This is a genomic window from Streptomyces sp. NPDC111516, assembly GCF_055635345.1.
In genome coordinates this window covers 24,662-48,253 of the sequence record NZ_JBVKBV010000021.1, presented here as the reverse complement: position 1 = coordinate 48,253, position 23,592 = coordinate 24,662, and the positions used below count along the sequence as shown (strand labels likewise).

Sequence of the window (23,592 nt, the reverse complement as noted above, 5' to 3'; positions counted from 1 at the left end):
CTGCCCGCGCCCCGCTACTGCACCGGCCGCAGCCCCAGTGGTCCCGCGATCTCCTCGGCCATCACCCGGCCCGCTTCCTCGGCCAGCTCGTCGTCGACGGTCTCCGAGTCCGTGTCCAGGCCGTCCAGTTCCTGGAGGGGCTGGTTGAGACGGATGTGGGCGATCAAGGACTGGAGGGCGCGCAGGGTGGCGGATGCGGTGGAGCCCCAGTTGGAGAAGTAGGAGAACTGCCACCACCACAGGGCCTCGGTCGTGCGGTCCTCTTCGTAGTGGGCCAGGCCGTGGCGCAGGTCGGTGACCAGGTCGGCCAGGCTGTCGGAGATACGGGCCGGGACCGGGGCCTTGCGGGGCTCGTACGGGTCGAAGACCTCGGAGTAGACGTCGATTGGTTCCAGCAGGTCGGCGAACCGCTCGCGCAGGCCGTCGGCGTCCGGCTCCGCGCCCAGGTCGGGCTCGTAGCGCTCGTCGGGGACGATGTCCTCGTACGCGCCGAGCCTGCCGCCCGCCAGCAACAGCTGGGAGACCTGGAGCAGCAGGACGGGAACGGCCTCCTCGGGCTCCTCGACCTTGGACACCTCGGTGACCGCGACGATGAACGTCTTGATCTGGTCGGCGATCTGGACAGCGAAATCGTCGGGGTCCTGCGTGACGGAGTTCAGCGTGGCGTCAGACATCGAGGGGACCTCCCGTGGGCACGGTCGCGAACGGTGAGTAGAACATACCGTCGCTGAACGTAAAGCCGTCGTGAGTCGCAAAGACAGTCACGCACGAGAACATCGGACGACGAGGAAGCAGACGTGGAAGCGGAAGCCGAAGCGTCAGACATCGAGCAGGCGCCTCCCCTCGAAGGCGCGGCCCAGGGTGACCTCGTCCGCGTATTCCAGGTCGCCGCCCACCGGCAGACCGCTGGCCAGTCTGGTGACCCGCAGGCCCATCGGCTTGATCATCCGCGCCAGGTACGTCGCGGTGGCCTCGCCCTCCAGGTTGGGGTCGGTGGCCAGGATCAGTTCCGTGATCGAGCCGTCGGCGAGACGGGCGAGCAACTCGCGGATGCGCAGGTCGTCGGGCCCGACGCCCTCGATCGGGCTGATCGCGCCGCCGAGCACGTGGTACCGGCCCCGGAACTCACGGGTCCGCTCGATCGCGACGACATCCTTCGGCTCCTCGACCACACAGATGACCGTCTGGTCGCGGCGCGCGTCCCGGCAGATATTGCACTGCTCCTGCTGGGCGACGTTGCCGCAGACCGAACAGAACCGGACCTTGTCCTTGACCTCCAGGAGGGCATGGGCGAGGCGGCGCACATCGGTCGGCTCGGCCTGCAGGATGTGGAAAGCGATCCGCTGCGCGCTCTTGGGACCGACGCCGGGCAGCCTGCCCAGCTCGTCGATGAGGTCCTGAACCACGCCTTCGTACAACGGGATCGCCTTCCTGGTCCTGAGCTATGAATACAACGTACGAGTTCGGGCCGCAGGTCAGAAGGGGAGGCCGGGCATGCCGCCCAGACCCTGGGCCAGCGGGCCGAGCTTCTGCTGCTGAAGCTGCTGCGCGTTCTCGTTCGCTGCCTGTACCGCGGCGACGACGAGGTCCGCGAGCGTCTCGGTATCCTCCGGGTCGACGGCCTTCGGGTCGATCACGAGGGCCCGGAGCTCGCCGGAGCCGGTCACGGTCGCCTTCACCAGACCGCCACCCGCCTGACCCTCGACCTCGGTCCTCGCCAGCTCCTCCTGGGCCGCGGCGAGATCCTGCTGCATCTTCTGGGCCTGCTGCAGCAACTGCTGCATATTGGGCTGACCACCACCGGGAATCACGGTCACTCCTGGCACTTCGACGACAAAATGTTTCGGTACGCCGAGCCTACGTGGTCACCGCGCAGCGCGCCCCACCCACTGGCAAGCAACTCTTTCGAGTGAGTTTCAGGCAGCGTCGGCGACACTCCTATACCTGATCACAGGCCCTTCACACCCGGAAATACCGCGCTTTCGACCCCACGGCCCACCATTCGGCGGTAGGAAGGGCATGAACATCCGACACACAGGCACACCACTCGTCACGCAAGGTTACGTACGCGGGACAGTCGGCCACGCCGGAGAGCAGTGATCAGCCCACCGTCGAACACACCGCCACACATCAGGCGTCGCTACGCAGAATGCAGAGGAGTACCCCGGTGAGTCAGCCGGAGATGCAGCCCGAAGGGCCGCCCCGCAACGAGCCCGGCTCGGCCGGCTCGGCCGGTTCGGGCTCCGGCGCACGCGGACGGGGCCGGGATCTGACCGGCACACCGTTCCCGCTCGGCGACTGGGGCGAGCCCGCCGAACGCCTCGACGAGCTGTACCGCTGGGTCGAGGCCGATGCGCTGCGCACCGCCGACTGGTATCTGAACGACCGGGTGTGGAAGCGGCGCGGCGCCAGGGCGTTGCGGACCGGTACGGCAGCCGGGGCGGTCGCGGGAGCCGCGCTGCCGTTGCTCGATCTCACCGGGGCGCTGAGCGGGGCGGCGGGATGGGGCTATCTGTCGCTGCTGCTGGGCGCCGCGTGCATGGCCTTCGACCGGTTCTTCGGCCTGACCTCGGGCTGGATAAGGAACCTCGCCACCGCCCAGGCCGTGCAGCGGCGGCTTCAGGTGCTGCAGTTCGACTGGGCGTCGGAGTGCGTACGGGAGGTGCTCGGCCCGACCGAGGGCACAGCCAGTGAGGCCGCCGAGCGGTGCCTGGGGGTTCTGCGGCGGTTCTCGGAGGACATCACGGAGCTCGTACGGACCGAGACCGCGGACTGGATGGTGGAGTTCCGGGCCGGCCCCGCGCCGATGGGGATGCAGGCGTTGTCGTCGGGCAGCGGGGGCGGGGGGCGTACGGACCAGGGGGCGCTGCCGGGCCGGTTCCCGATGCAGACGATGGCTCGGCCGAACATGCCGCGGCAGCGGCCTCCGGAGTCCCCGCGGTGATTCCGCCGCGGGGACTCCGGAGCGCCTGGCCGTCCCTGCGCGGGCGTCCGGTATCCGGTATCCGGATCTGGTATCCGGAATCGAGTATCCGATTCAGCTGAAGATGATCATGGAGCCTTGGGCGAGGCTGCGCGTGGCCGCCGCGTGCAGGCCCAGCCAGACGTGCCGCTCGCGGGCGAACGGACTGCCGTCGTACGGAATCGGGCCTGCCGGTTCCTCCAGGGACGTCGGTGCGGCGGGTGGCAGCGGGGCGGCCGGCGGGTACGCCGGGTCGATGCCGATGGACATGGCGACGAACTCCAGCTCCCGCAGCAGCCCGTGCGCGGAACCGAGCGGACCGCCGCCCGCCAGCAGGTCGTCGCCGGAGAGCGGAGCGGCGAAGTCCAGCGGGACGTACGCCCCCGCGTGGTCGTAGTGCCAGACCAGGTGGGACTGCCGGGCACTCGCCTCGAACATCTCCAGCAACTGCTCGTAGTCCCCGCCCAGTTCGTCGACGGGTGTGACAGCGAGGCCGCTGAGCTGGAGCAGATAGGCACGGCGCAGGTAGTGCAGGGCGTCGTAGTCGAAGCCTGCGACCGGAGCGACGTCGCCGGTCAGGCCCGGCATGTAGGCGTACACGGGGACGGGCGGCAGCCCGGCCTCGCTCAGCGCCTTGTCGTAGACGGCTATCTCTTCGGCGAACGGGTTGTCGGGGCTGTGGCACAGCACATCGACGAGGGGGACCAGCCACAGGTCACAGGCCACGAAGTCTCGCTCTCCCACGGGTGCGCATCGGAGTCATCGGTTTATCGGGTATCGGTTCGGGTTCATCGTGTTCATCGGGTTATTCACGATGGTCGGGACAGCGTAATGCGGTGGGCTCATTGCGCACAGTGGCCGACGGCCGCGGATAGCGGCCTGCCGTGTTCCGTGGTCGCCGGCCCGCAGCCGCCCGGTCAGCGCGTCGGGGGCTGCGGCTGCGGCGCCTCTGCGGACGAGGCCCGTCCGGCCGGCTCCGGACAGTGGCCCGGATGCGCCGGATCTCCGGCCGCGAGCCGGTCCGCCCAGTTCAGCGCATGCGCGTTGTACTCGTTCATCACCGCGCACACGGCGTCGCGGTCGCCGAGGGTGATCGCCGCGACGAGTTCCGGATGGCCGTGCCACAGCCACTCCCGGACACCCACGTCGTGGCGCAGATACGGCACCGCGAACACCCATGCCTGGACGCGCAGCCGGTGCAGGAAGTCGGTGATGTACGTGTTGTCGACGAGCGCGCCCAGCTCACGCCAGAACCGCAGGTCGTAGCCGATGAGGATGTCGAGGTCGCCGCCCTGGGCCGCCCGTGCGGCCTCCTGGGCCCTGCGGCGTACGGAGACCAGATGGTCCCGGTGCGTCACCTTCTGCGCGGCCGACTGTGCGGGCCCGCAGAAGAGGCCGCGAATGACTCCGTCGATGACCAGGGCCCGGGCCTCGACCATCGACCGGTAGTCGGCGACGGTGAACTCACGCACCCGGAAGCCGCGGTGCTGATCCGATTCGAGCAGGCCCTGCGCGGAGAGATCGAAGAGCGCCTCGCGCACCGGAGTCGCGGAGACACCGTACTGCTCGGCGATCTGCTTGACGGTGAACTCCCGCCCCGGCCGCAAACGCCCGGCAAGCACTTCGTCACGCAGCGCGTCCGCGATCTGCTGCCGCAGCGTACTGCGGGTTACAGCTCCGCTCGCGCACATGGCGCCCCTCCCCTTTTTCGGCTTTCGGTCACCTTAAGCCAGGGTCGCCCTGCCCGGATCCGGGCAAGCAGGGGAGGGGCGTGGAGGGTGTGGCCGGGCAGGGAAGCTGTTCCGCCGGGCGGACCCCGCCGCTACACCGTGTACTCGTCCGCGACCGACAGCGCCGCGTCGAGAGCCGCGAGGCCCTCCTTGGCCTCGGCCTCGGTGATGTTGCAGGCCGGAACGGCGTGGGTGCGGTTCATGTTGATGAAGGGCCACAGGCCGTTCTTCTTCGCTGCCGCGCCGAAGGCCGCCATCGGCGCGGCAGCCTCGCCTGCCGCGTTGTACGGGACCAGCGGCTCGCGGGTCTCCTTGTCGCGGACCAGGTCCAGCGCCCAGAACGCGCCGAGGCCGCGGACCTCGCCGACCGACGGGTGGCGCTCGGCGAGCTCGCGCAGGCCGGGGCCGAGGACCGTCTCGCCGATGTGGGCGGCGTTCTCGATGACCTTCTCGTCCTCCATCACGTGAATGGTGGCGACCGCGGCCGCGCAGGCCAGCGGGTGGCCGGAGTAGGTCAGCCCGCCCGGGTAGGCGCGGGTCTCGAAGGTGGCGGCGATCTCGGCGGAGATGGCGACACCGCCGAGCGGTACGTAACCCGAGTTGACGCCCTTGGCGAAGGTCATCAGGTCCGGTACCACGTCGAAGTGGTCGGCGGCGAACCACTTGCCGGTGCGCCCGAATCCGGCCATCACCTCGTCGAGGATGAAGACGATCCCGTACCGGTCGCAGATCTCGCGCACGCCCGCGAGGTAGCCGGGCGGCGGTGTCATGATGCCTGCCGTGCCGGGGATCGTCTCCAGGATGATCGCGGCGATGGTGGCAGCACCCTCGAAGGCGAGGGTGTCCTCCAGGTGCTGGAGCGCGCGGGCGCACTCCTCGGCCTCGGTCTCGGCGTGGAACGGCGAACGGTAGAGGAACGGGGCCCAGAAGCGGACGACGCCCGCCGAACCGTTGTCGGACGGCCAGCGGCGCGGGTCGCCGGTCAGGTTGATCGCGGTGGAGGTGGCGCCGTGGTACGAGCGGTAGGCGGAGAGCACCTTCGTACGGCCGGTGTGCAGCCGGGCCATCCGGACGGCGTTCTCCACGGCCTCCGCGCCGCCGTTGGTGAAGAAGATCTTGTCCAGGTCACCGGGGGTGCGCTCGGCGATGAGGCGTGCGGCCTCGGAGCGCGCCTCGATCGCGAACGCGGGAGCGAAGGTGGCGAGTTTGCCCGCCTGCTCCTGGATCGCGGCGACGACGGTGGGGTGCTGATAGCCGATGTTGGTGTAGACGAGGCCGCTGGTGAAGTCCAGGTAGCGATTGCCGTCGTAGTCCCAGAAGTACGCCCCCTCGGCGCCGGCGACGGCGAGCGGGTCGATCAGGCCCTGGGCGGACCAGGAGTGGAACACGTGCGCGCGGTCGGCGGCCTTCACGGCCGCACCGGCAGCGGGGTCGACATGCGGGGCATGAGGGGCATGAGGGGTCATGCCGTGAGCGTAGGACGCGCCGAGAGCGGATCGACATGGCCACCTTGTATGGCGTGGGGCGCTCTGGTGGGCAGGGTGTCGCGTCGGTCCGGCACAGCCGGCCGGGCTGACTGCGGCGTGGTGGCAGGCCCTCTCCTCCGTGGCCGAGCCGTTGCCCGTGCCCGGGATCGGCCCCCGCCACGCGGAGTTCGCGGCGCGGCGGTGGAAGCGGTGGGGCGGCAGGCTTTTCCAGCCCGTCCGGCGTCTGAGGACGAAACCGGAGGAGGAATCGCCGGACACCCCGCAAACGGACGTGAAATACCGGACCCACCGGGGCACACCCCGCGCCGCTATTCTCAACGCGTTCCGGCGTTTCGCCGCACGGGGGAGGACGCACACCATGGAAGAACTCGGGCCCGCCGACCCACAACGCATCGGCGCCTACCGCCTGCTGGGCCGGCTCGGCGCAGGTGGCATGGGCCAGGTCTATCTGGCCCGCTCCGACCGCGGCCGCACCGTCGCGATCAAGCTGGTACGCGGCGACCTCGCCGAGCAGGGGGAGTTCCGTGACCGCTTCCGCCAGGAAGTGCGGGCCGCCCGCCAGGTCGGCTCCACCTGGACCGCCCCCGTGCTCGACGCCGACACCGAGGCCGCCGTGCCCTGGGTCGCGACCGGATACGTCGCCGGGCCCTCCCTCCAGGCCACCGTCTCCGGTCGCGCGGGCGCCCGCGCGGGGGCGGCTTCGGGTACGTACGGTCCCCTGCCCGAGCGTTCGGTTCACATCCTGGGTGCCGGTCTCGCCCACGCCCTCCAGGCCATCCACGCCGCCGGTCTCATCCACCGCGACCTCAAGCCCTCCAACATCCTGCTGACGATCGACGGACCGCGCGTCATCGACTTCGGGATAGCCCGGGCGCTCGACACCATGGCCGACGGCGGCCTCACCCGCACCGGGGCCCTGGTCGGTTCGCCCGGTTTCATGGCACCCGAGCAGGTACGCGGCGAGCGTGTGACCCCGGCGTGCGACGTGTTCTGCCTGGGCTCGGTACTGGCGTACGCGTCCACCGGCCGGCTTCCGTTCGGGTCGTCCGACAGCGGTGTGCACGCGCAGATGTTCCGGATCGCCCAGGAGGACCCGGACCTGACCGGCGTCCCCGTGGACCTCGTCGAACTGATCAGGGACTGCCTGAACAAGGACCCGGCCGCCCGCCCGACGACAGACGCGATCCTGGAACGCCTGGCCGACGACGATACGACGGAACCCTGGCTTCCGGGTGCGCTCATCGCCCAGCTCGGGCGTCATGCGGTCGAGTTGCTCGACGCCGAGGACCCGGAGGAGGCAGCGGAGGCTCCCCTGTCGGAGATGGCACCCCCACCGCCCCCGGCTCCCGCGGACCGACCCGTCCACACACCCCCCACGATCCTCGGCGACCCGACCCCGCCCAGCGCGCCCGCCCCGCCCCCCGGACCCCCCTCTCCCGCATACGGCTATCCGCAACAGCCCGGCCAGGGCTTCGGCCCTCGGCAGAACCACCCCGGGTACGGATATCCGCAGCAGCACGAGCCTCAGAACCACCCACAGCAACCGCAGCCCGGCTTCGGAGCCACACCCCCGTACGGCCCCCTCTGCCCCGGCGCCCCGCAGCCCGTCCCCGAGCCCGCCCGCCGCGGCAAGGCGTCGACCATCGCGCTCGTAGCCATCGCCGTGCTCGTCGCCATAGGCGCCGGCGGGTCCGTCTACGCGCTCATGAAGGACAAGGGGCCGGGGCTCGACCCGTCCCCCACCACCTCCCCGTCCGCGTCGGACTCGCCCGGCGCCGACGACCCTCCCCCCGTGGACCCGGACCCGGACCCGTCCTCCTCCGACGACCGGAAGAACAGCGACGGCCCCGTCCCGGCCGGCTACCTCGGCACCTGGTCGGGCTCCATCGACAACGCCGCGGGCCACTCCACCCGGAACCTCGTCATCCAGCAGGGCACGGTCGGCCAGACCGTCCTCACGCTCACCGCGGACGGCCCGCTCGACACCGGCGGCTCCTACCACTGCGTCTTCCAGGCGGCACTGACCGCGGAGCCCAGCGGGCCCGTCGAGGTCGGCCCGTCCACGGTCACAGTCGGCGAGCCCATGTCGTCCTGCACCGCGGGCAAGGCCACCACGCTCACCCTGCTCCCGGACGGCTCGCTGCGGCGCGAGAACACCGACAGCGGCGAGCAGCTCACGTACACCAGGGCCGACTGATCCCGGACCGCCCCTGCACCCCCACCTCGCCATGAACGGGCCCTCGCCGATCTCATCCGCATCCGACGGCGCGGTGCCGGGCGGGTGTCCAGCCCCGTGCCGTTCTCCCTGCACGTCACCCTCGGCCAGGACTACCTGCCCCGGCGTGTGGGCACCGCGGAGGGCATCACTCTGGGCCCGGCCGTCAGCATCGGCGGTATCGCCGGACCGGTCATCGGTACCGTCGCCGACGCCACCTCCTTGCAGACCGCCCTCGCAACCTCTGATCGTCCTGCCTGCGCTCGGCCGGGTTCTCCTGCGTACCCTGAACGAGCCCGAGTTGCTCGATGCGGCCACCGGCCGCCCGCCGGCCACGACACAGCGAAAGGCCCCGAACCCGTGACCGACACCGTGAGTGTTCCGCCCCGTGACCGGCAGTTGCCGGAGACCGCACGCACCCGCCACCGCCGTCTCCGCGAGCAGGGGAGCCTCGACCGCGACGTACTCGACGCGATCCTCGGGGCCGGCTTCGTCTGCCATCTCGGTGTCACCGTCGACGGAAACCTCCTGGTGGTCCCCACCGTTTACGGCGCCGACGGCACCACCCTCTACTTCCACGGCTCCGTCGCCAGCCGCAGCCTGGTCGCCTCCCCCGAAGCGACGGTCTGTGTCACCGTCACTCACGTCGACGGCCTCGTCCTGGCCCGGTCGGTCTTCGAGCACGGCGTCAACTACCGCAGTGCCATGGTCTTCGGCACCCCTCGTCTGATCACCGACCGGGACGAGAAGCTCGCGGGCCTGCGCTGCCTGACCGAGCAGGCGACACCCGGCCAGTGGGACTACGCCCGCCGCCCCAGCCGCAAGGAACTCGCCGCGACATCCCTGCTCGCTCTGCCGCTGGACGAGGCATCGGTGAAGATACGTACCGGGGCACCGGACGACGGCGACAGCGAGGACGCGCAACTCGGCGTGTGGGCAGGCGTGCTGCCGCTGCACACGACCTGGGGCGAGCTGCAACCGGACCCCCTGCTGCCCCCTGGCATCGAGGCCCCGGCCCATCTGGCCCGACGCGCCCGCACAGCAATGAAGTGAGAGGAGCTCATGGGGGCACCCGGGAGGTATCCGGGCCGCGCTAGACCAACGGCCTGGCCGACATCAGCAGATGCTGGTGGACCGGGCGCGCCGCCTCTTCCGCCGCGTCCGCCCGGGACGCCCATCCGGTGACCATCGCCCGCTGACCGGGGCCCAGCAGATCGAACCGGACCACGGGTGCCTCGAACGAGGCCAGGGCGTCCATCAGATACGACGGGTTGAAGGCGACCGTCAGCTCGTCGGTGCCCCCGAGCTCGGCAGGCAGACGCTGGGAGGCGACATCGTCCTCGTAACCCGCCTGCAGCAGTACCGAGTCGCCGGAGAACGTCAGGTGGAGCGGACTGCCTCCCTCCGCGACCACGGCGACGCGCTTGACGGCCTCGACGAGGGGCGCCCGGTCCAAGACCGCGTGGACGGGGTCCACCATCGCGAACAGCTTGTCGTGGCGCGGCAGTCGGCCGTCCAGCAGACGCACCGTGGTCCGCATCCCGGCCAGTTCGAATCCGACCGAGCCGGCGTCCAGCGCGAGTTGGACCATTCCGACCCGGCTGAAGGAGCGGGCGATCTCGGTCAGCCTGCGGGCGGAGATCACGACATCGGCCGAGACGTCGTCATGCCCGGGCTTCCACGGGAGCGTGCGTACGGCGAACCGGTAGCGGTCCGTCGCGGCGAGGGTCATCGTGTCGCCGTCGAGCGCCAGCCGGATACCGGTCAGGGTCGGCAGCGTGTCGTCCCGGCCGGCCGCCACCGCGACATGGGCGACGGCCGCGGCGAACTCCTCCGCGTCCACCGCACCGAGCACCTCCGGCAGTGGCGGAAGCGCCGGATAGTCATCGAACGGCAGCACCGACAGCCCGAACCGGGCGCTGTCACCGGCCAGTGAGAACCGCGAGCCCTCGACCGCGCACTCCACCGCGCCCTCGGGAAGCACCCGGCAGACATCGAGCAGCCGGCGGCCCATGACCAGCACCTTCCCGGCCCGTACGGTCTCCGCCTCCACCTCGATGCACGCGGATGCCTCGTAATCGAGGCCCGAGATGCGCAGCCGCCCGTCGGCCGCCTCCAGCAGCAGCCCGCCCAGCACGGGAACGGGCGAGCGCGTGGGCAGCACCCGGGCCGCCCAGGCCACGGCGTCGGTCAGTGCACTGCGCTCCATACGGAATTCCATGGCGGCGGCCTCTCCCGGTCGTCTCAGATCGTGATCGCGAACGTGGTCCTGATCGTGATCCGACCCTAGGGGCCGCCACTGACAACGCGAGAAGAAGCGAACCGGCTGCGACCGACGACAGCGGCCACCCCGGTGAGCCGAATCGGCTCTTCAGCGCTCGCTGCTCCAGGCGCCGAGTGCGCGTCACGACCTGTGGCTGGGCTTGCGGACGCTGGATGCCACGGGGCCTACGCCGCCCGGTGAACCGGAACGGGGGCTGAGCCTGTGCGCGACGCCGAAGGGGCTGCGGATCCACTGTGAGGGCTTAAAAGAACATGGTGAGGGCCGGGACTCACCGCCCCGGCCCTCACCACGTGTTCGCGCTCCCGTGGGGACTCCTTCACAGGAATCCGCAGGGACTCCTTACAGGAAGGAGTTGATCTCGATGGTCTCGGTGCGGCCGGGGCCGACACCGATCGCGGAGATCGGGGCGCCGGACATTTCCTCCAGCGCCTTCACGTACGCCTGCGCGTTCTTCGGCAGATCGTCGAAGGACTTGGCCTTCGTGATGTCCTCGGACCAGCCCGGCAGCATCTCGTAGACCGGCTTCGCGTGGTGGAAGTCGGTCTGGCTGTACGGGAGTTCCTCGACGCGCTTGCCGTCGATCTCGTACGCGACGCACACCGGGATCTGCTCCCAGCCGGTCAGCACGTCCAGCTTGGTGAGGAAGAAGTCGGTGAGACCGTTGACCCGGGTCGCATACCGCGCGATGACCGCGTCGAACCAGCCGCAGCGACGGTCGCGACCGGTGGTGACACCACGCTCGCCGCCGATCCGGCGCAGCGCCTCGCCGTCCTCGTCGAGCAGTTCCGTCGGGAACGGGCCCGCGCCGACGCGGGTGGTGTACGCCTTGAGGATGCCGATGACCCGGCTGATCTTCGTCGGGCCCACGCCGGCACCGGTGCAGGCGCCGCCCGCGGTCGGGTTCGACGAGGTGACGAAGGGGTACGTGCCGTGGTCGACGTCGAGCAGCGTGCCCTGACCGCCCTCGAAGAGGACGACCTTGCCCGCGTCGATGGCGTTGTTCAGGACCAGCGTCGTGTCGGCGACGTACGGCTTGATCTGCTCCGCGTACTGGAGCATCTCCTCGACGATCTTGCCGGACTCGATCGCGCGCCGGTTGAAGACCTTGGCGAGGAGCTGGTTCTTCTGCTCCAGGGCTGCCTCGACCTTCTGCTCCAGGATCGACTCGTCGTAGAGGTCCTGGACGCGGATGCCCACACGGTTGATCTTGTCGGCGTACGTCGGGCCGATGCCGCGGCCCGTCGTACCGATCTTGCGCTTCCCGAGGAACCGTTCCGTCACCTTGTCGATCGTGACGTTGTACGGGGTGATCAAATGGGCATTGCCGCTGATCAGCAGCTTGGACGTGTCCACGCCGCGGTCGTTCAGCCCACTCAGCTCGGAGAGCAGGACGGCCGGGTCGACGACGACACCGTTTCCGATGACCGGGGTACACCCCGGCGAAAGGATTCCGGAGGGGAGGAGATGAAGTGCGTACTTCTGGTCACCGACCACCACCGTGTGGCCGGCATTGTTGCCGCCTTGGTAGCGCACCACATAGTCCACGGATCCACCGAGCAGGTCGGTGGCCTTTCCCTTGCCCTCGTCACCCCACTGAGCACCGAGCAGCACAAGTGCGGGCACAGGCGTACACCCCTTCCGGGCGGGGCATGTCCAAGGTCAGGGGGCGTACGTAAACGTCGTACATGCCGTACGACGATGTACGACAAGGCCTGAACCGTCGAACCGGGTGCCCCGGAATAGACGAAGCCCCTGGCGCAATAGCGCAAGGGGCTCTTGCACCAAGATGCTACCCGAGGAAGGACCGAGGTGTCGGCTGCCCAGCCCCCCGGCGACGGTGCGCACCAGCTGCTGGTGGTCATCGACCCGGTAGCCCGCCGGACCGACGGCGAGTCCGTCCGCATCGCGAAGGACGTGCTCAGTGCCGGTTCGCACGCCAAGATCTGCCTGCCCGACGGGCCCGAGGAGTTCGCGCGGGCCTTGTCCCGCCGGGGGAGTCGGCGGCCGGTGGTGGTCGGCGACGACCGGGCGCTGCGGCGGGCGGTGGCCCTCATGCACCGGGAGCGGGAGCCGGCCGGGAACGCGCTCGCGCTGATCCCGGTCGGCGCCGCGGCCGCGCTGGAACTCGCCCATTCGCTCGGCGTGCCCCGGGGCGCGGTGGCGGCGGCGCGCACCGCGCTGGACGGTGCCGTCCGCAAGCTCGACCTGCTGGTCGACGACAGCGACGGCGTCGTCCTGGGCGCGGTGCGCATCCCGGCCCTGAGCGCGCTGCCCGACGCGGAGGCCGACCGTACGGGTGTCACGGCGGTCTGGGACACCTGCCGCTCCCTGGTCCGCACCCTGGTGCGCCCCGCCCCGCCCCCGTCCCCCGCACCGCCGCGCACGCACCGGCTGCGGATCGAGGCGGACGGCGTCCTGCTGAACGATCTGGACCGCCCGGTCGAGTCGGTGACGGTCACCTCGCAGGGCGGCGACGGCGGCCTCGCGGAGGTGGTGATCCACCCTCCGTCGGCCGACCCGGTCACGGCGGAGGCGAAGGCCGTCACGGTCTCGGGCTCGGACTTCCGCTACCGCGCGGACATACAGGTCGGCGGCCCGGTCCGGACGCGGACGTGGAAGGTGCGGGCGGGCGCCTGGGGGCTGATGCTGCCGGTGGTCGAGGGGTAGCCTCCGGCGCGGAGCAGGCCGGGCGCGGCCGGGTGCGGCCAGACGGAAGGGTGGGGCTGCGGATGTCGGACGGTTCGGGCGATGCGGACAGACCGGGGACGGGCGCGGGGGCGGTGCGGGCGCGTCCGGTCGCGCTGGACCTGCCGGGGACGAGGGACGCGCTGGAGCGGTACCGGACCTCGGCCTGGCACTGGTTCGGCGGCGGCGCGGCGGGGGTGTGCTCGGCGGTGTTCCCCGCTGTGTTCCTCGTCGGGTGGTCCGTGTTTCCGACGCTCGGCGGTCTCGGCGGTGCGTTGCTGGTGGGCGGGGCCGTGGTGAGGCACCGGGCCCGGCGGATGCGGCGAGTGCTCGGCGCCGGGCCGTGGGTGGCCCACTCCTCGGTCGCCCTACAGCGCGGCAGCAGCGGGGCCGCCGTGGTGCTGAGCGGGCCCGGAACGGGCGAGCTGCTTCCGCTGGCCCCGTCGACGCCGCAGTGGCGCTTCCCGCTGCTGAACGGCCCCGGCGGGGTGCTGTGGTGGTGCGGCGATCCCCGCAAGGGAGGTGTGCTGGCGCCGCCCGGCGGTACGGAACTGATCTGGGCGAAGCCGGTGCGGGGCCGCCGGGCCCGTTCGATCGCGGTCCGCCCGCAGGTCAGCGGCCTCTGCACGCGCCCGGCCCCGCGCCAGCCGCAGATCACTACGGGTGCTACGGGTGCTACGGGCGATGCGGGCGTGGTCAGGGCGGCGGAGGCGCCGGTCCCGGCGACAGTGGTGGCGGCGCGGAGGCGGCGACCCTGGTGGCGGGGGATCTTCCGCTGGGTGTTCGTCCTCGGCTGCCTCCTCATGGCGCTCGCCACCTGGTGGTCGGTGGCGTCCGACGACGCCCCGTCCGTCGACCTGACGGTTGTCGGTGAACGCGGTGACGGCCGCTGTGCCGTGCGGTGGACCGATCCGTTCGACGGGCGGGAACGCACGGGGCTGTACCACTGCGCCCGGTACCGGGCCTCGGTGGAGGGCTACGAGAGCGGCTTCGTCGTGTCGTACCCGCCGTTCAAGGGCGATCTGTACGACTCGGAGCTGCGCGGCACCCCGGCCTTCATGGTGACGGACGTGGTCGGGTTCAGCGGGCTGGCGCTGATCGCGTTCGGGGCCGTCGGCGGGGTGGTCCGGCTAGTCGTACGGGGGCCGTTGCGGAGCCGGAGGCTGCCGCCGCACGCGCTGCCCGACCGGCCGTGGGTACGTGACGGACCCGCCACCGGGCCGGGCGCCGGACCGGATGCCCCGCCCGACGCGGAGCCCGGCCCCGCGCGCTCGTGCCCGTCACCTATTCCGCGTTGGCCGAAGCGGCGGAACGGCAGGCCGGGCTGCGCGGCCCGGACCCGGTGAAGCCGCGGGCGGTGGGCGATGTGCGGGTGGGGCAGGAGGTCACCTGGTGGCGGGTGCCCATGTTGCGGCGGGTCGCCGGAACCGCGGGGACCTCGTGGTCCCTTGGGTACGCGAGCATCGTCGCCCTTCTGTGCTGGGTCCTGGGCACCGATGTGGTCCCGGACCTGTTTCAGGGACTCGCCGTGCTGAGCGGGGCCCTGGGGCTCTACGCCGCCTGGCGGACGTTCAGCTCGGGCATCCCGCTCGCGCGCCTGCTTGCCCGTGCCGCTGTCGCTCCGGAACCTCGGCCCCGGCGATACGTCCTGCTGTACGAGGCGGCCCGCCCGGCTGCCGGACCGCTGCTCGTGCTCTTCCCGGCAGCGAGGGCGGGCGACGGAAAGGACGGAGGAACGGGTGAGGGAACAAGTGAGGGAGTGGGCGAGGGAGTGATCGGTGCGATGCCCGAAGTCGCCGACGGCGACGCTCTCCCGGAGGGGCTGCTGCGGCTTCTGCCGCCGGGGCCGGACAAGTGCCCCTGGGCCGGGCTGCCCGCGCCGACCGGCACTGCGGAACTGCGCGGCCGGCCCGACGGGCTGCCGTTGGTCGTGGCCTGGATAGCGGGCCGCCCGTACTGGCCTCAGGACGTGTACGTGGACATCGACCCGTCCGACCCCCGCACTCTCGACGCACTCTCGGACATGGCCCCCGGCCCGGTGTAAGGACATCGGCCCGGCGCGACAGGCATCCGCACCGCGCGACAGGCATCCGCCGACGCCTCTTCGGATGTGCGCGACCCAGCCCTTACTTACGCTCGCCCGCCGTCACTTACGCTCGCCCGCCGTCGGGAGATCGAGCGTCTTGCGGTGCTCGCGCCAGCGGTCCATCATCTCGCTCAGCTCCGCCTGCACGAACTCGAAGAACGCCGCCGTCTCGGCGAGCCGGGCGCCGGCCGGGGTGTGCTCGCCCAGGGTGCGAGCGCCTTCCTTGAGCGTGCTCTCCCAGCGGGTGAGCACCCGGTCGCGGCTGGCGAAGGTGGTGTACCAGACCTCGTTGTGCAGGCGGTAACGGTCACGGCGCGAGCCCGGGTCGCGTTCGCGGCCGACCATGCTCACCTGGGTGAGGTAATTGACCGCGCCGGACACGGCCGCCGGGCTGATCTGCAGCGCCATGGCGAGCTCGGCGGAGGTCATCGACCCGCCGTCGTCCGCGAGGAGCGCGGCGAAGACACGGGACGCCATCCGCTGCATACCCGCCTCGGTCATCTCGGACGCGAACCGCTCCACGAACCGCGACACGGCCTCCGCGTCGCGCTCATCACGCGTGTTCTGTTCGGTTTCGCTGGTCATCGCCCGATCGTCTCCCCTGATTCCCGGCCCCCCGCCGTGTCTCCAACTTTATACGCTTCCTTAACTTCACAAATTTGTGAACGTAACGTACCTTCAGAAACATGACGAAGGCAATCACAGTGGCCGGGCTGCACAAATCCTTCGGCCGGACACACGCACTGGACGGCCTCGACCTCACCGTAGAGACCGGCGAGGTCCACGGCTTTCTCGGACCCAACGGGTCCGGGAAGTCCACCACCATCCGGGTGCTGCTGGGTCTGCTGCGGGCCGACTCAGGCGCCGCCCAACTGCTCGGCCGCGACCCCTGGATCGACGCGGTGGAGCTCCACAGACGCGTGGCGTACGTCCCGGGTGACGTCACGCTGTGGCGCAACCTCTCCGGCGGCGAGGTGATCGACCTGTACGGGCGGCTGCGCGGCGGCCTCGACCCGGCCCGGCGCGCCGACCTCGTCGAGCGGTTCGAGCTCGATCCGACGAAGAAAGGGCGTACGTACTCCAAGGGCAACCGGCAGAAGGTCGCCCTCGTCGCCGCGTTCGCCTCCGATGTGGATCTGCTGATCCTCGACGAGCCGACGAGCGGGCTCGATCCGCTGATGGAGGAGGTCTTCCAAAGCTGCGTCGCCGAGGAGCGGGCGCGCGGGCGGACGATCCTGCTGTCCAGCCACATCCTCAGCGAGGTCGAATCGCTCTGCGACCGGGTCAGCATCATCCGCCAGGGGCGGACGGTGGAGACCGGTTCGCTGGCGGACATGCGCCACCTGACCCGTACGAACATCACCGCCGAGCTGGCCGGTGCGCCCAACGGGCTCGCGCGGCTGCCCGGCGTCCATGACCTCGACATCCAGGGCCTGCGGGTCACGCTCCAGGTCGACACCGACAAGCTGGACACCGTCCTCAAGTCGCTCTCCGCATCGGGTGTACGGACGCTGACCAGCACCCCGCCCACCCTGGAGGAGCTCTTTCTGCGCCACTACGCGGCCGACGCGGGCGACAGCGGCGAGAGGGTGGGGGTGGCGACGCGATGACTGCCGTGACCACGACCGCACCGGCCGGGGCGGGACGCCCGACCGGAGCCGGGGCCAGGGCCGGGGCGGGCCGGCTCGCCGGTACCTGGACCCTGCTGAGGCTCGCGTTGCGGCGGGACCGGATCATGATGCCGATCTGGGTGATCGTGCTCGGCGGTTCCTTCTCCTCCGTCGGCAGGTCCTTCGCCTCGCTGTACGACACCGCCGCCGGGCGCGCCGAACTCGCCGCGTCGATGAACGCCAACAGCTCGCTCCGCGCGCTGTACGGGCCGGTCTTCAACGACTCCGTCGGTGGGCTCGTCAGCTGGCGGATGGTCGGCTTCGGTGGAGCGATGGCGGCCGTGATGAGCATGATCGTCGTCATCCGGCACACCCGGGAGGAAGAGGAGACCGGCCGTCAGGAAATGCTCTCCTCCGCGATGGTGGGGCGCCGCGCCCCGCTGACCTCCGCGCTCCTAGCCGCGCTGATCGCCAACGCCGCGCTGGCGTTGGTGATCGCGGCCGGTATGGCCGGGTCCGGCGCGGGCGGCGCCGGAGCGATGGCGCTCGCCCTGGCGGTCGCCGGGATCGGTGTGCTGTTCGCCTGCACCGCAGCGATCACCGCGCAGTTCACCGAGAGCGCACGGCTCGCGAAGGGGCTCACGGCGGCGGTGATCGGTGCCGCGTTCGTCCTGAAGGCGGCGGGCGACTCGGCGACGGACGACGGCTCGTCCGTGCTGACCTGGCTCTCCCCCATCGGCTGGGCGGAGAACGTGCGCGCGTACGCGGACGAACGCTGGTGGGTGCTGCTGGTCATCGCCGCCGCGGTCGCCGTCCAGGCCACCCTCGCCTACTTCCTGACCGGGCGGCGTGATGTCGGCATGAGCTTCCTGGCGACCCGGCCCGGGCCGGCGCAGGGGCGGATCTCCACGGCGTTCGGTCTGGCGCTGCGGCTCCAGCGCGGTGCGCTGATCGGCTGGACGCTGTCCTTCGCCGCGGTCGGTGTCGTCTTCGGCGGGCTGACCGGCAGGGCGGCGGACCTCGTCGGCGACAACGCGAAGACGAAGGAGATCTTCGAGCGGATGGGCGGACAGGCCGGTCTGACCGACGCGTTCCTCGCGGCGATGGTCTCCATGCTCGGGATGGTCGCGGCGCTGTACATCGTCGCCTCGGTGCTGCGGCTGCACGGCGAGGAGACGGCCGGGCGCGCCGAACCGGTGCTGGCGGGCGGGGTCGGCCGGATCGGGTGGGCGGCCGGTCACCTGGTCATCGCGTTCGGCGGCGCGGCTCTGATCATGGCGGTCGGCGGCCTCGGCCTGGCCGCCGGTTACGGACATGAACTCCCGGCCGTGCTGGGTGCGTCGATGGTGCAGTTGCCCGCGGTCTGGTTGCTGGGCGGGATGGCGGTCCTGCTGTACGGGGCGCTCCCGAAGGCGGCGGTGGCGTCCTGGGGCGTGGCCGGGATATGCCTGGCGCTGGGGTGGATCGGGCCCGCGATCGATCTGCCGCAGCCGGTGATGGACGTATCCCCCTTCACGCATCTGCCGAAGCTGCCAGGAGGCGCGGGAATGGAGTGGGGGCCTGTGCTGGCACTCACCGCGGCTGCGGTGGTGCTGGTGGGGGCAGGGTTGACGGCGCTGCGGAGACGCGATGTCCTCACGTGACAGGGGCAGAGAAGGCGGCGGGAAGGGCGGTCTCGGGATGAGCGCGGGGCTCCCCCGGAAGTGCAACCTTCCCGTGGTGCGCACGCGTCCCCCAGATCATGGGGAACCGACGCGAAGCCATCCGAGGAGTCGCCGGATGCGTGGTCGCCGCCGCCGGTGGGGCCGCGGGGATGCTGACCTGGGCCCCCTACGGCCGACGCGGCATCTTCGGCGGCTTCGAGGGGGAGTCGGAGTGGAATGTGCTCTGGCTCGGGCTGCCGGTCATGACTCTCGGCGGCATCGCTGCCGGAATCACCCTCTTCGCCCTCGTCCGGGGAAAGTGGCGGCAGGCGCTCGGGGCGGGGGTGCTCCTCACGGCCCTCGTCGGCTTCGGGGTCGCGTTCGACGTACTGGCGGGCCCGCCGCTGAACTGCGATCCGGGGGCGCCGTGCTGAGTCCGGGCCCCGTCTGTCCCCCCGTCCCTTTCCCCCGTTCTCCCTCCTCCCTTCGTCCTCACTCCTCCCTTCGCCCCCGCTCGCTCCGTCACAGCTCGACGCGCAGTTCCTTCAGGCCCCTGATCACATAGCCCGGGTTCCACTCGGGCTCGGCCGTCAGGCACAGATTCGGGGCACGACGCAGCAACTCACCGAATGAGGCGGCAAGTTCGACCCGGGCCAGCGGGGCGCCCAGGCAGAAGTGGATGCCTGCGCCGAAGGCGACGTGCGGGTTCTCCTGGCGGGCCAGGTCCAGGGTGTCGGGGGCCGGGAAGCGGGCCGGGTCGCGGTTGGCGGAGCCGAAGAGGAGGGCGACCTCGGAGCCGCGCGGAATGACCGTGCCGTCGATCTCGATGTCGTCGAGGACCCAGCGCTCGAAGAGCTGGAGCGGGGTGTCGTACCGCATCAGCTCCTCGATCGCCGTCGGCAGCAGCCCGTGGTCGGCGCGCAGGGCGGCCAGTTGCCCGGGGTGGCGCAGCAGGGCCCACCAGCCGTTCACCGTGGTGTTGACGGTCGCCTCGTGGCCCGCGTTGAGCAGCAGCACGCAGGTGGAGATCATCTCCTGTTCGCTCAGCCGCTCCCCCTCGTCGTGGGCGGCGATGAGTGCGGAGATCAGATCCGTACCGGGGTTCTTGCGCCGCTCCTTGATCAGCTCGCGCAGATACGCGGAGAAGTCGAGCGAGGCGCGGACGGCGGAGCGGGCGGTGTCGTCGGACGGGTTGAGTTCGTACATGCCGCAGATCGCCGCCGACCAGGGCCGCAGCGGGGCGCGGTCGGACTCCGGGATGCCGAGCATCTCGGCGATGACGGCGACGGGCAGCGGCTCGGCGACCGACGTGAGCAGATCGCCGCCGCCCGCCTCGACGAACGAGTCGACCAGCTCGGCGGCGAGCCGTCGCACGGTCGGGACGAGCTGCTCGACCGTACGCGGGGTGAACGCCTTGGAGATCAGGCGCCGGATCCGGGTGTGGTCGGGGGCCTCCAGGTCGAGGAGCCCCTGCCCGTTGAGGGTGTGGAAAGGCTCGTGCTCGGCAGGCGGCGGCGTACGGCCGAACTCCTCGTGGGTGAAGCGGTGCAGGTACGTACGGCCCAGGCGGCGGTCGCGCAGCAGGGCGGACACGTCGAAGTGGTGCGGTACGAGCCACTGGTCGGTGGGCTCGAAGTAGTGCACCCGGCCGGTGGCCCGCAGCCCGGCGTAGGCGGGGTACGGGTCGGCGACGAACGCCGGCGACCAGGGATCGAAGGGTTGGAAAGGTTCGAAGGAGCCATCGGCCGCGGTACGGGAAGACGGGTACATGTACGGACGCTAACCGGACGGGACGGCCGCCGACCACCGTCCCCGGGCGGCCAACCACCGCCCGCATCGGCTCCGCTCCGCTCCGCTCGGCTCGGCTCAGGAAGGTGTGACCAGCCGGGCCTCGTACGCGAAGACTGCCGCCTGCGTGCGGTCACGTAGCCCCAGCTTCACCAGGATGCGGCTCACATGCGTCTTGATGGTGGACTCGGCGACCACGAGATGCGACGCGATCTCCGCGTTGGACCGGCCCTGGGCGATGAGCACGAGCACCTCCGTCTCGCGCTCCGTGAGGTCGCCGACCCGGGCCGAGGCGGGCGGTCGCGGAACCTCGGCGAGCTTGGAGAACTCGTTGATCAGCCGCTTGGTGACGGTCGGGGCGAGCAGCGCCTCACCGGCGGCCACCACCCGTACCCCGTCGGCGAGTTGACGGGCGGAGGCATCCTTGAGCAGGAAGCCGGACGCCCCGGCCCGCAGCGCCTGGTACACGTACTCGTCCAGGTCGAAGGTGGTCAGCACCAGCACCTTGGCGTCCGCGTCGGCGGCGACGATCTCGCGGGTGGCCTCGATGCCGTTGAGTTCCGGCATCCGGATGTCCATCAGCACCACGTCGGGGCGCAGGGCCGCGACCTGCGCGATGGCCTGCCGGCCGTCGACGGCCTCGCCGACGACCTCGATCCCCGGCATGGCGTTGAGCAGCACCGAGAACCCCTCGCGGACCATCATCTGGTCGTCGACGATCAGCACCCGGATGGACGGGGCGGCGGAGGTGAAGGAGGAGGAGGTCATGCCTGCTCCACCTGCACCTTGTGCGACTCGTACGACTCGTACGACTCGTCCGTATCGCGGGCCGGCTGGACGGGGATGAACACGGTGATCTCGTAACCGCCCTCCGCCGTCGACTCGGCCGTCATGTCGCCGTCCAGCATCGCGACCCGCTCCCGCATCCCCGTGATCCCGTGGCCGGCCCCCGGCGAGGGCTTCACCGGACCGGTCGGCGGCCCGTTGACGACCCGCAGACCGAGTCCGCTCAGCACATAGCCGATCTCCACCTTGGCGGTGGCGCCCGGTGCGTGCCGCAATGTGTTGCTGAGGGCCTCCTGAATGATCCGGTACGCCGACAGCTCGACGCCCTGCGGCAGTTCACGTATCGCGCCGGTGACCGTCTTCTCCGTCTCCAGGCCGGCCTCGCGGACATTGGCGAGGAGCCCGTCGAGCTGGGCGAGGGTCGGCTGCGGGGCGTCGGGCGCCTGGTAGTCCTCGGCCCGTACGACGCCGAGGACCCGGCGCAGTTCGGTGAGGGCGGCGACCGCGTTCTCCCGGATCGTGACGAAGGCCTGCTCCAGCTCGGGCGGCGGATTCTCCACCCGGTACGGGGCGGCCTCGGCCTGGATCGCGACGACCGACATGTGGTGGGCGACCACATCGTGCAGCTCACGGGCGATGGTGGTGCGCTCCTCGAGCAGTGTGCGCCGGTCGCGTTCGACGGCCGTCACCGTGCGCTGGACGGTCACCTCGCGCTCCGCGTCGCGACGGATCTGCACCACGGCCACCACCAGCAGCGCGAACGCGGAGGCAATGGCAAAGGCGGAGGTCGTCGAGGTGGGGCGCCAGCCGCCGAAGTTCTCCAGCGTGGTGCCGAACACCAAGGTGAAGCCCCACATCCAGGCGGCGGTACGAGGCCGGGTCCGGGCCGCGACCACGACCAGCACCGTCAGATGCGAGAGGAAGGTGCTCGGCGTCCAGGGCCAGTAGCCACCGCTGGCGACCGCCGCGAACGGAGTGAGCGCCATCGACATCCAGAACGCGCCGACCGGCCTGACCAGCGTCATCAGTACGGAGATCACAGGGAGCAGCACGATCAGGATGAGGTCGACCGCGAAGCGCAGAGCGAAGGAGTCCGCCGAGACGAGGCCCACGAAGGCCGTGAGCAACGCGGCGGCCCCGACCAGCGCGTGGGGCGTCCAGGCGGCACGCTCACGCATCCGCTCCGGCAACTGCCGCAGCAGCGGCCCGTCGGTCCGCATCCGCTCCAGCGGACGGTAGGCGAAGGCGTTGCGGAAAAGGTCCTGCCGCAGGCCGTGCAACGCCCCTGCGGCCACTCGGAACTCTGGGCTTCTGCTCTTGGTCTCGGTCACGTTTCCAAGGTAGGGGCCGGATCGGCCCGGGTCGTCAGCAGCGATACGGATCCTGCGCCGTCCGTCGCAAGTACTACGGGGCCGCACCGGCGCCGGACCGCCCGCTCACCAGGCGAGCTGGGCGAGCTCCTCCGCCACCACCGCGCATGCGTCGCTCGCCGGATCGATCAGCGGGTAGTGGCCGACGTCGGGCAGCAGGGTCAGGCCCACCGTCTCGCCCGCCTTCGCCGCCGCGTCGACGAACGCCTCCGCGACGGCCTGCGGCACATCGAGGTCGGTGGTGCCCTGTACCACCGTGGTCGCGATGCCGGTGGGCAGCAGCACGGCCGGGTCCGCGTGCGCGGCCCGCTCCTCGAAGTCCTCCTCGCGGCCGAGGAACTGGCCGATCGCCCCCGAGCACACGTCCAGCTCGACAGCGGTGGTGAAGTCGGCGATCGGCGCGAGGGCGACGACGCCCCGCAGCGGCGGCGGTGCGGGCAGCCGCCAGGGCGAGCCTTCGGGCAGTACGTGCCGGGCGGCGGCCCACAGAGCCAGCTGCGCGCCCGCGGAGTGCCCGGTGACGACGATCCGCCGGGCATCGGCCTCCGGGAGCTCCCGGGCCAGCAGCGCCGGCAGCGCGTCCATCGCCGCGGCGACATCGTCGAAGGTCTCCGGCCAACGGCCCGCGACCGGACCGGAACCCCGCTGCTGCGGGATCTCGCTGCCCCGCCGGTACTCGACACTGGCCACGGCGAAGCCGCGCCGGGCCAGGAAGTCCGCGAACGGCGACACGTGCTGCCGGTCGTACGGCGCCCGCCACGCGCCACCGTGCACGACGACCACGACCGGCGCACCGGCCCGGCCGTCACGCGGGGCGTAGAAGTCGATCACCTGGTCGGGATGGTTGCCGTAGGCGGCGGACGCATCGGGGGCGACCGGTGGATGCGAGAGGGCCGACTCGGTCTCGGCTGCGTCACGATCACGCGCGGCAGAATCCGACATGGTG

The 23,592-nt window shown here is 71.1% G+C and carries 22 protein-coding genes; 9 read left to right on the top strand and 13 right to left on the bottom strand.

The window, feature by feature from the left end:
• Positions 1–14: 14 nt before the first annotated feature.
• The 3 genes from ACZ7L9_RS29730 to ACZ7L9_RS29720 form a co-directional block, all read right to left on the bottom strand.
• A complete protein-coding gene (locus ACZ7L9_RS29730) occupies positions 15–674 on the bottom strand; it encodes a DUF5063 domain-containing protein (protein ID WP_471419966.1) in 660 nt (219 codons plus the stop codon).
• A 144-nt stretch (positions 675–818) separates the two neighbouring features.
• Positions 819–1,418, bottom strand: a complete 600-nt coding sequence (recR, locus tag ACZ7L9_RS29725) for a recombination mediator RecR (protein WP_351086039.1) — start codon at positions 1,416–1,418, stop codon at positions 819–821.
• Positions 1,419–1,475: 57 nt separating this feature from the next.
• On the bottom strand, positions 1,476–1,811 hold the full coding sequence (locus ACZ7L9_RS29720; protein WP_266365457.1) for a YbaB/EbfC family nucleoid-associated protein: 336 nt from the start codon (positions 1,809–1,811) through the stop codon (positions 1,476–1,478).
• A 356-nt stretch (positions 1,812–2,167) separates the two neighbouring features.
• Here ACZ7L9_RS29720 and ACZ7L9_RS29715 point away from each other — a divergent pair, with 356 nt between their 5' ends.
• On the top strand, positions 2,168–2,944 hold the full coding sequence (locus ACZ7L9_RS29715; RefSeq protein WP_471419964.1) for an SLATT domain-containing protein: 777 nt from the start codon (positions 2,168–2,170) through the stop codon (positions 2,942–2,944).
• A 93-nt stretch (positions 2,945–3,037) separates the two neighbouring features.
• Here ACZ7L9_RS29715 and ACZ7L9_RS29710 read toward each other — a convergent pair whose 3' ends face one another.
• The 3 genes from ACZ7L9_RS29710 to ACZ7L9_RS29700 all read right to left on the bottom strand — a co-directional run bounded on the left by ACZ7L9_RS29710 (position 3,038) and on the right by ACZ7L9_RS29700 (position 6,158).
• Entirely contained in the window at positions 3,038–3,688 is a 651-nt protein-coding gene (locus ACZ7L9_RS29710) for a hypothetical protein (protein WP_471420080.1), read from the bottom strand.
• Positions 3,689–3,879: 191 nt separating this feature from the next.
• Positions 3,880–4,653, bottom strand: coding sequence for a GntR family transcriptional regulator (locus ACZ7L9_RS29705; protein ID WP_471419962.1), 774 nt, complete (start codon positions 4,651–4,653; stop codon positions 3,880–3,882).
• Positions 4,654–4,784: 131 nt separating this feature from the next.
• Positions 4,785–6,158 carry an aminotransferase class III-fold pyridoxal phosphate-dependent enzyme gene (locus tag ACZ7L9_RS29700; RefSeq protein WP_471419960.1) on the bottom strand — a complete coding sequence of 458 codons (1,374 nt, stop codon included), beginning with the start codon at positions 6,156–6,158 and terminating at the stop codon, positions 4,785–4,787.
• A gap of 379 nt (positions 6,159–6,537) precedes the next feature.
• On the opposite strand from ACZ7L9_RS29700, the gene ACZ7L9_RS29695 reads away from it, so the two are divergent.
• Complete coding sequence (locus ACZ7L9_RS29695; RefSeq protein ID WP_471419958.1) at positions 6,538–8,376, top strand: serine/threonine-protein kinase; 1,839 nt, start codon at positions 6,538–6,540, stop codon at positions 8,374–8,376.
• A 378-nt stretch (positions 8,377–8,754) separates the two neighbouring features.
• Positions 8,755–9,447, top strand: a complete 693-nt coding sequence (locus ACZ7L9_RS29690) for a pyridoxamine 5'-phosphate oxidase family protein (RefSeq protein WP_471419957.1) — start codon at positions 8,755–8,757, stop codon at positions 9,445–9,447.
• 40 nt (positions 9,448–9,487) lie between these two features.
• Here the strand turns inward: ACZ7L9_RS29690 and dnaN are convergent, their stop codons facing one another.
• Positions 9,488–10,615, bottom strand: a complete 1,128-nt coding sequence (gene dnaN / locus ACZ7L9_RS29685; RefSeq protein WP_471419955.1) for a DNA polymerase III subunit beta — start codon at positions 10,613–10,615, stop codon at positions 9,488–9,490.
• A 402-nt stretch (positions 10,616–11,017) separates the two neighbouring features.
• Positions 11,018–12,301 carry an adenylosuccinate synthase gene (locus ACZ7L9_RS29680; RefSeq protein WP_471419953.1) on the bottom strand — a complete coding sequence of 428 codons (1,284 nt, stop codon included), beginning with the start codon at positions 12,299–12,301 and terminating at the stop codon, positions 11,018–11,020.
• A gap of 186 nt (positions 12,302–12,487) precedes the next feature.
• On the opposite strand from ACZ7L9_RS29680, the gene ACZ7L9_RS29675 reads away from it, so the two are divergent.
• From ACZ7L9_RS29675 to ACZ7L9_RS29665, 3 genes are all read left to right on the top strand, one after another.
• Positions 12,488–13,345 carry a diacylglycerol kinase family protein gene (locus ACZ7L9_RS29675; protein ID WP_471419952.1) on the top strand — a complete coding sequence of 286 codons (858 nt, stop codon included), beginning with the start codon at positions 12,488–12,490 and terminating at the stop codon, positions 13,343–13,345.
• 62 nt (positions 13,346–13,407) lie between these two features.
• Entirely contained in the window at positions 13,408–14,709 is a 1,302-nt protein-coding gene (locus tag ACZ7L9_RS29670) for a hypothetical protein (RefSeq protein ID WP_471419950.1), read from the top strand.
• Entirely contained in the window at positions 14,658–15,407 is a 750-nt protein-coding gene (locus ACZ7L9_RS29665; protein ID WP_471419949.1) for a hypothetical protein, read from the top strand. The genes ACZ7L9_RS29670 and ACZ7L9_RS29665 overlap by 52 nt, the downstream gene beginning before the upstream one ends.
• Positions 15,408–15,509: 102 nt before the next feature.
• Here ACZ7L9_RS29665 and ACZ7L9_RS29660 read toward each other — a convergent pair whose 3' ends face one another.
• On the bottom strand, positions 15,510–16,034 hold the full coding sequence (locus ACZ7L9_RS29660) for a GbsR/MarR family transcriptional regulator (protein WP_471419947.1): 525 nt from the start codon (positions 16,032–16,034) through the stop codon (positions 15,510–15,512).
• Positions 16,035–16,135: 101 nt separating this feature from the next.
• On the opposite strand from ACZ7L9_RS29660, the gene ACZ7L9_RS29655 reads away from it, so the two are divergent.
• From ACZ7L9_RS29655 to ACZ7L9_RS29645, 3 genes are all read left to right on the top strand, one after another.
• A complete protein-coding gene (locus ACZ7L9_RS29655) occupies positions 16,136–17,059 on the top strand; it encodes an ABC transporter ATP-binding protein (RefSeq protein ID WP_471419945.1) in 924 nt (307 codons plus the stop codon).
• Positions 17,056–18,702 carry an ABC transporter permease gene (locus ACZ7L9_RS29650; protein WP_471419943.1) on the top strand — a complete coding sequence of 549 codons (1,647 nt, stop codon included), beginning with the start codon at positions 17,056–17,058 and terminating at the stop codon, positions 18,700–18,702. The genes ACZ7L9_RS29655 and ACZ7L9_RS29650 overlap by 4 nt, the downstream gene beginning before the upstream one ends.
• A gap of 140 nt (positions 18,703–18,842) precedes the next feature.
• A complete protein-coding gene (locus ACZ7L9_RS29645; protein WP_471419941.1) occupies positions 18,843–19,136 on the top strand; it encodes a hypothetical protein in 294 nt (97 codons plus the stop codon).
• 88 nt (positions 19,137–19,224) lie between these two features.
• Here ACZ7L9_RS29645 and ACZ7L9_RS29640 read toward each other — a convergent pair whose 3' ends face one another.
• The 4 genes from ACZ7L9_RS29640 to ACZ7L9_RS29625 form a co-directional block, all read right to left on the bottom strand.
• Positions 19,225–20,472: a cytochrome P450 gene (locus ACZ7L9_RS29640; RefSeq protein WP_471419940.1), complete on the bottom strand. Its 1,248-nt coding sequence runs from the start codon at positions 20,470–20,472 to the stop codon at positions 19,225–19,227.
• Between the two features lie 96 nt (positions 20,473–20,568).
• A complete protein-coding gene (locus ACZ7L9_RS29635; RefSeq protein ID WP_471419938.1) occupies positions 20,569–21,258 on the bottom strand; it encodes a response regulator in 690 nt (229 codons plus the stop codon).
• On the bottom strand, positions 21,255–22,607 hold the full coding sequence (locus ACZ7L9_RS29630; protein WP_471419936.1) for a sensor histidine kinase: 1,353 nt from the start codon (positions 22,605–22,607) through the stop codon (positions 21,255–21,257). Before ACZ7L9_RS29630 ends, ACZ7L9_RS29635 begins: the two co-directional genes overlap by 4 nt.
• A 105-nt stretch (positions 22,608–22,712) precedes the next feature.
• A complete protein-coding gene (locus tag ACZ7L9_RS29625) occupies positions 22,713–23,588 on the bottom strand; it encodes an alpha/beta hydrolase family protein (protein ID WP_471419934.1) in 876 nt (291 codons plus the stop codon).
• Positions 23,589–23,592: the final 4 nt, after the last annotated feature.

Bases quoted from the DNA above. Each gene is read 5' to 3' on its own strand.
- ACZ7L9_RS29625 (WP_471419934.1), bottom strand. From the start codon at position 23,588: ATGTCGGATTCTGCCGCGCGTGATCGTGACGCAGCCGAGACCGAGTCG.
- ACZ7L9_RS29695 (WP_471419958.1), top strand. From the start codon at position 6,538: ATGGAAGAACTCGGGCCCGCCGACCCACAACGCATCGGCGCCTACCGC.
- ACZ7L9_RS29655 (WP_471419945.1), top strand. From the start codon at position 16,136: ATGACGAAGGCAATCACAGTGGCCGGGCTGCACAAATCCTTCGGCCGG.
- ACZ7L9_RS29700 (WP_471419960.1), bottom strand. From the start codon at position 6,158: ATGACCCCTCATGCCCCTCATGCCCCGCATGTCGACCCCGCTGCCGGT.
- ACZ7L9_RS29650 (WP_471419943.1), top strand. From the start codon at position 17,056: ATGACTGCCGTGACCACGACCGCACCGGCCGGGGCGGGACGCCCGACC.
- ACZ7L9_RS29660 (WP_471419947.1), bottom strand. From the start codon at position 16,034: ATGACCAGCGAAACCGAACAGAACACGCGTGATGAGCGCGACGCGGAG.
- ACZ7L9_RS29640 (WP_471419940.1), bottom strand. From the start codon at position 20,472: ATGTACCCGTCTTCCCGTACCGCGGCCGATGGCTCCTTCGAACCTTTC.
- dnaN (WP_471419955.1), bottom strand. From the start codon at position 10,615: ATGGAATTCCGTATGGAGCGCAGTGCACTGACCGACGCCGTGGCCTGG.
- ACZ7L9_RS29705 (WP_471419962.1), bottom strand. From the start codon at position 4,653: ATGTGCGCGAGCGGAGCTGTAACCCGCAGTACGCTGCGGCAGCAGATC.
- ACZ7L9_RS29670 (WP_471419950.1), top strand. From the start codon at position 13,408: ATGTCGGACGGTTCGGGCGATGCGGACAGACCGGGGACGGGCGCGGGG.
- ACZ7L9_RS29635 (WP_471419938.1), bottom strand. From the start codon at position 21,258: ATGACCTCCTCCTCCTTCACCTCCGCCGCCCCGTCCATCCGGGTGCTG.
- ACZ7L9_RS29730 (WP_471419966.1), bottom strand. From the start codon at position 674: ATGTCTGACGCCACGCTGAACTCCGTCACGCAGGACCCCGACGATTTC.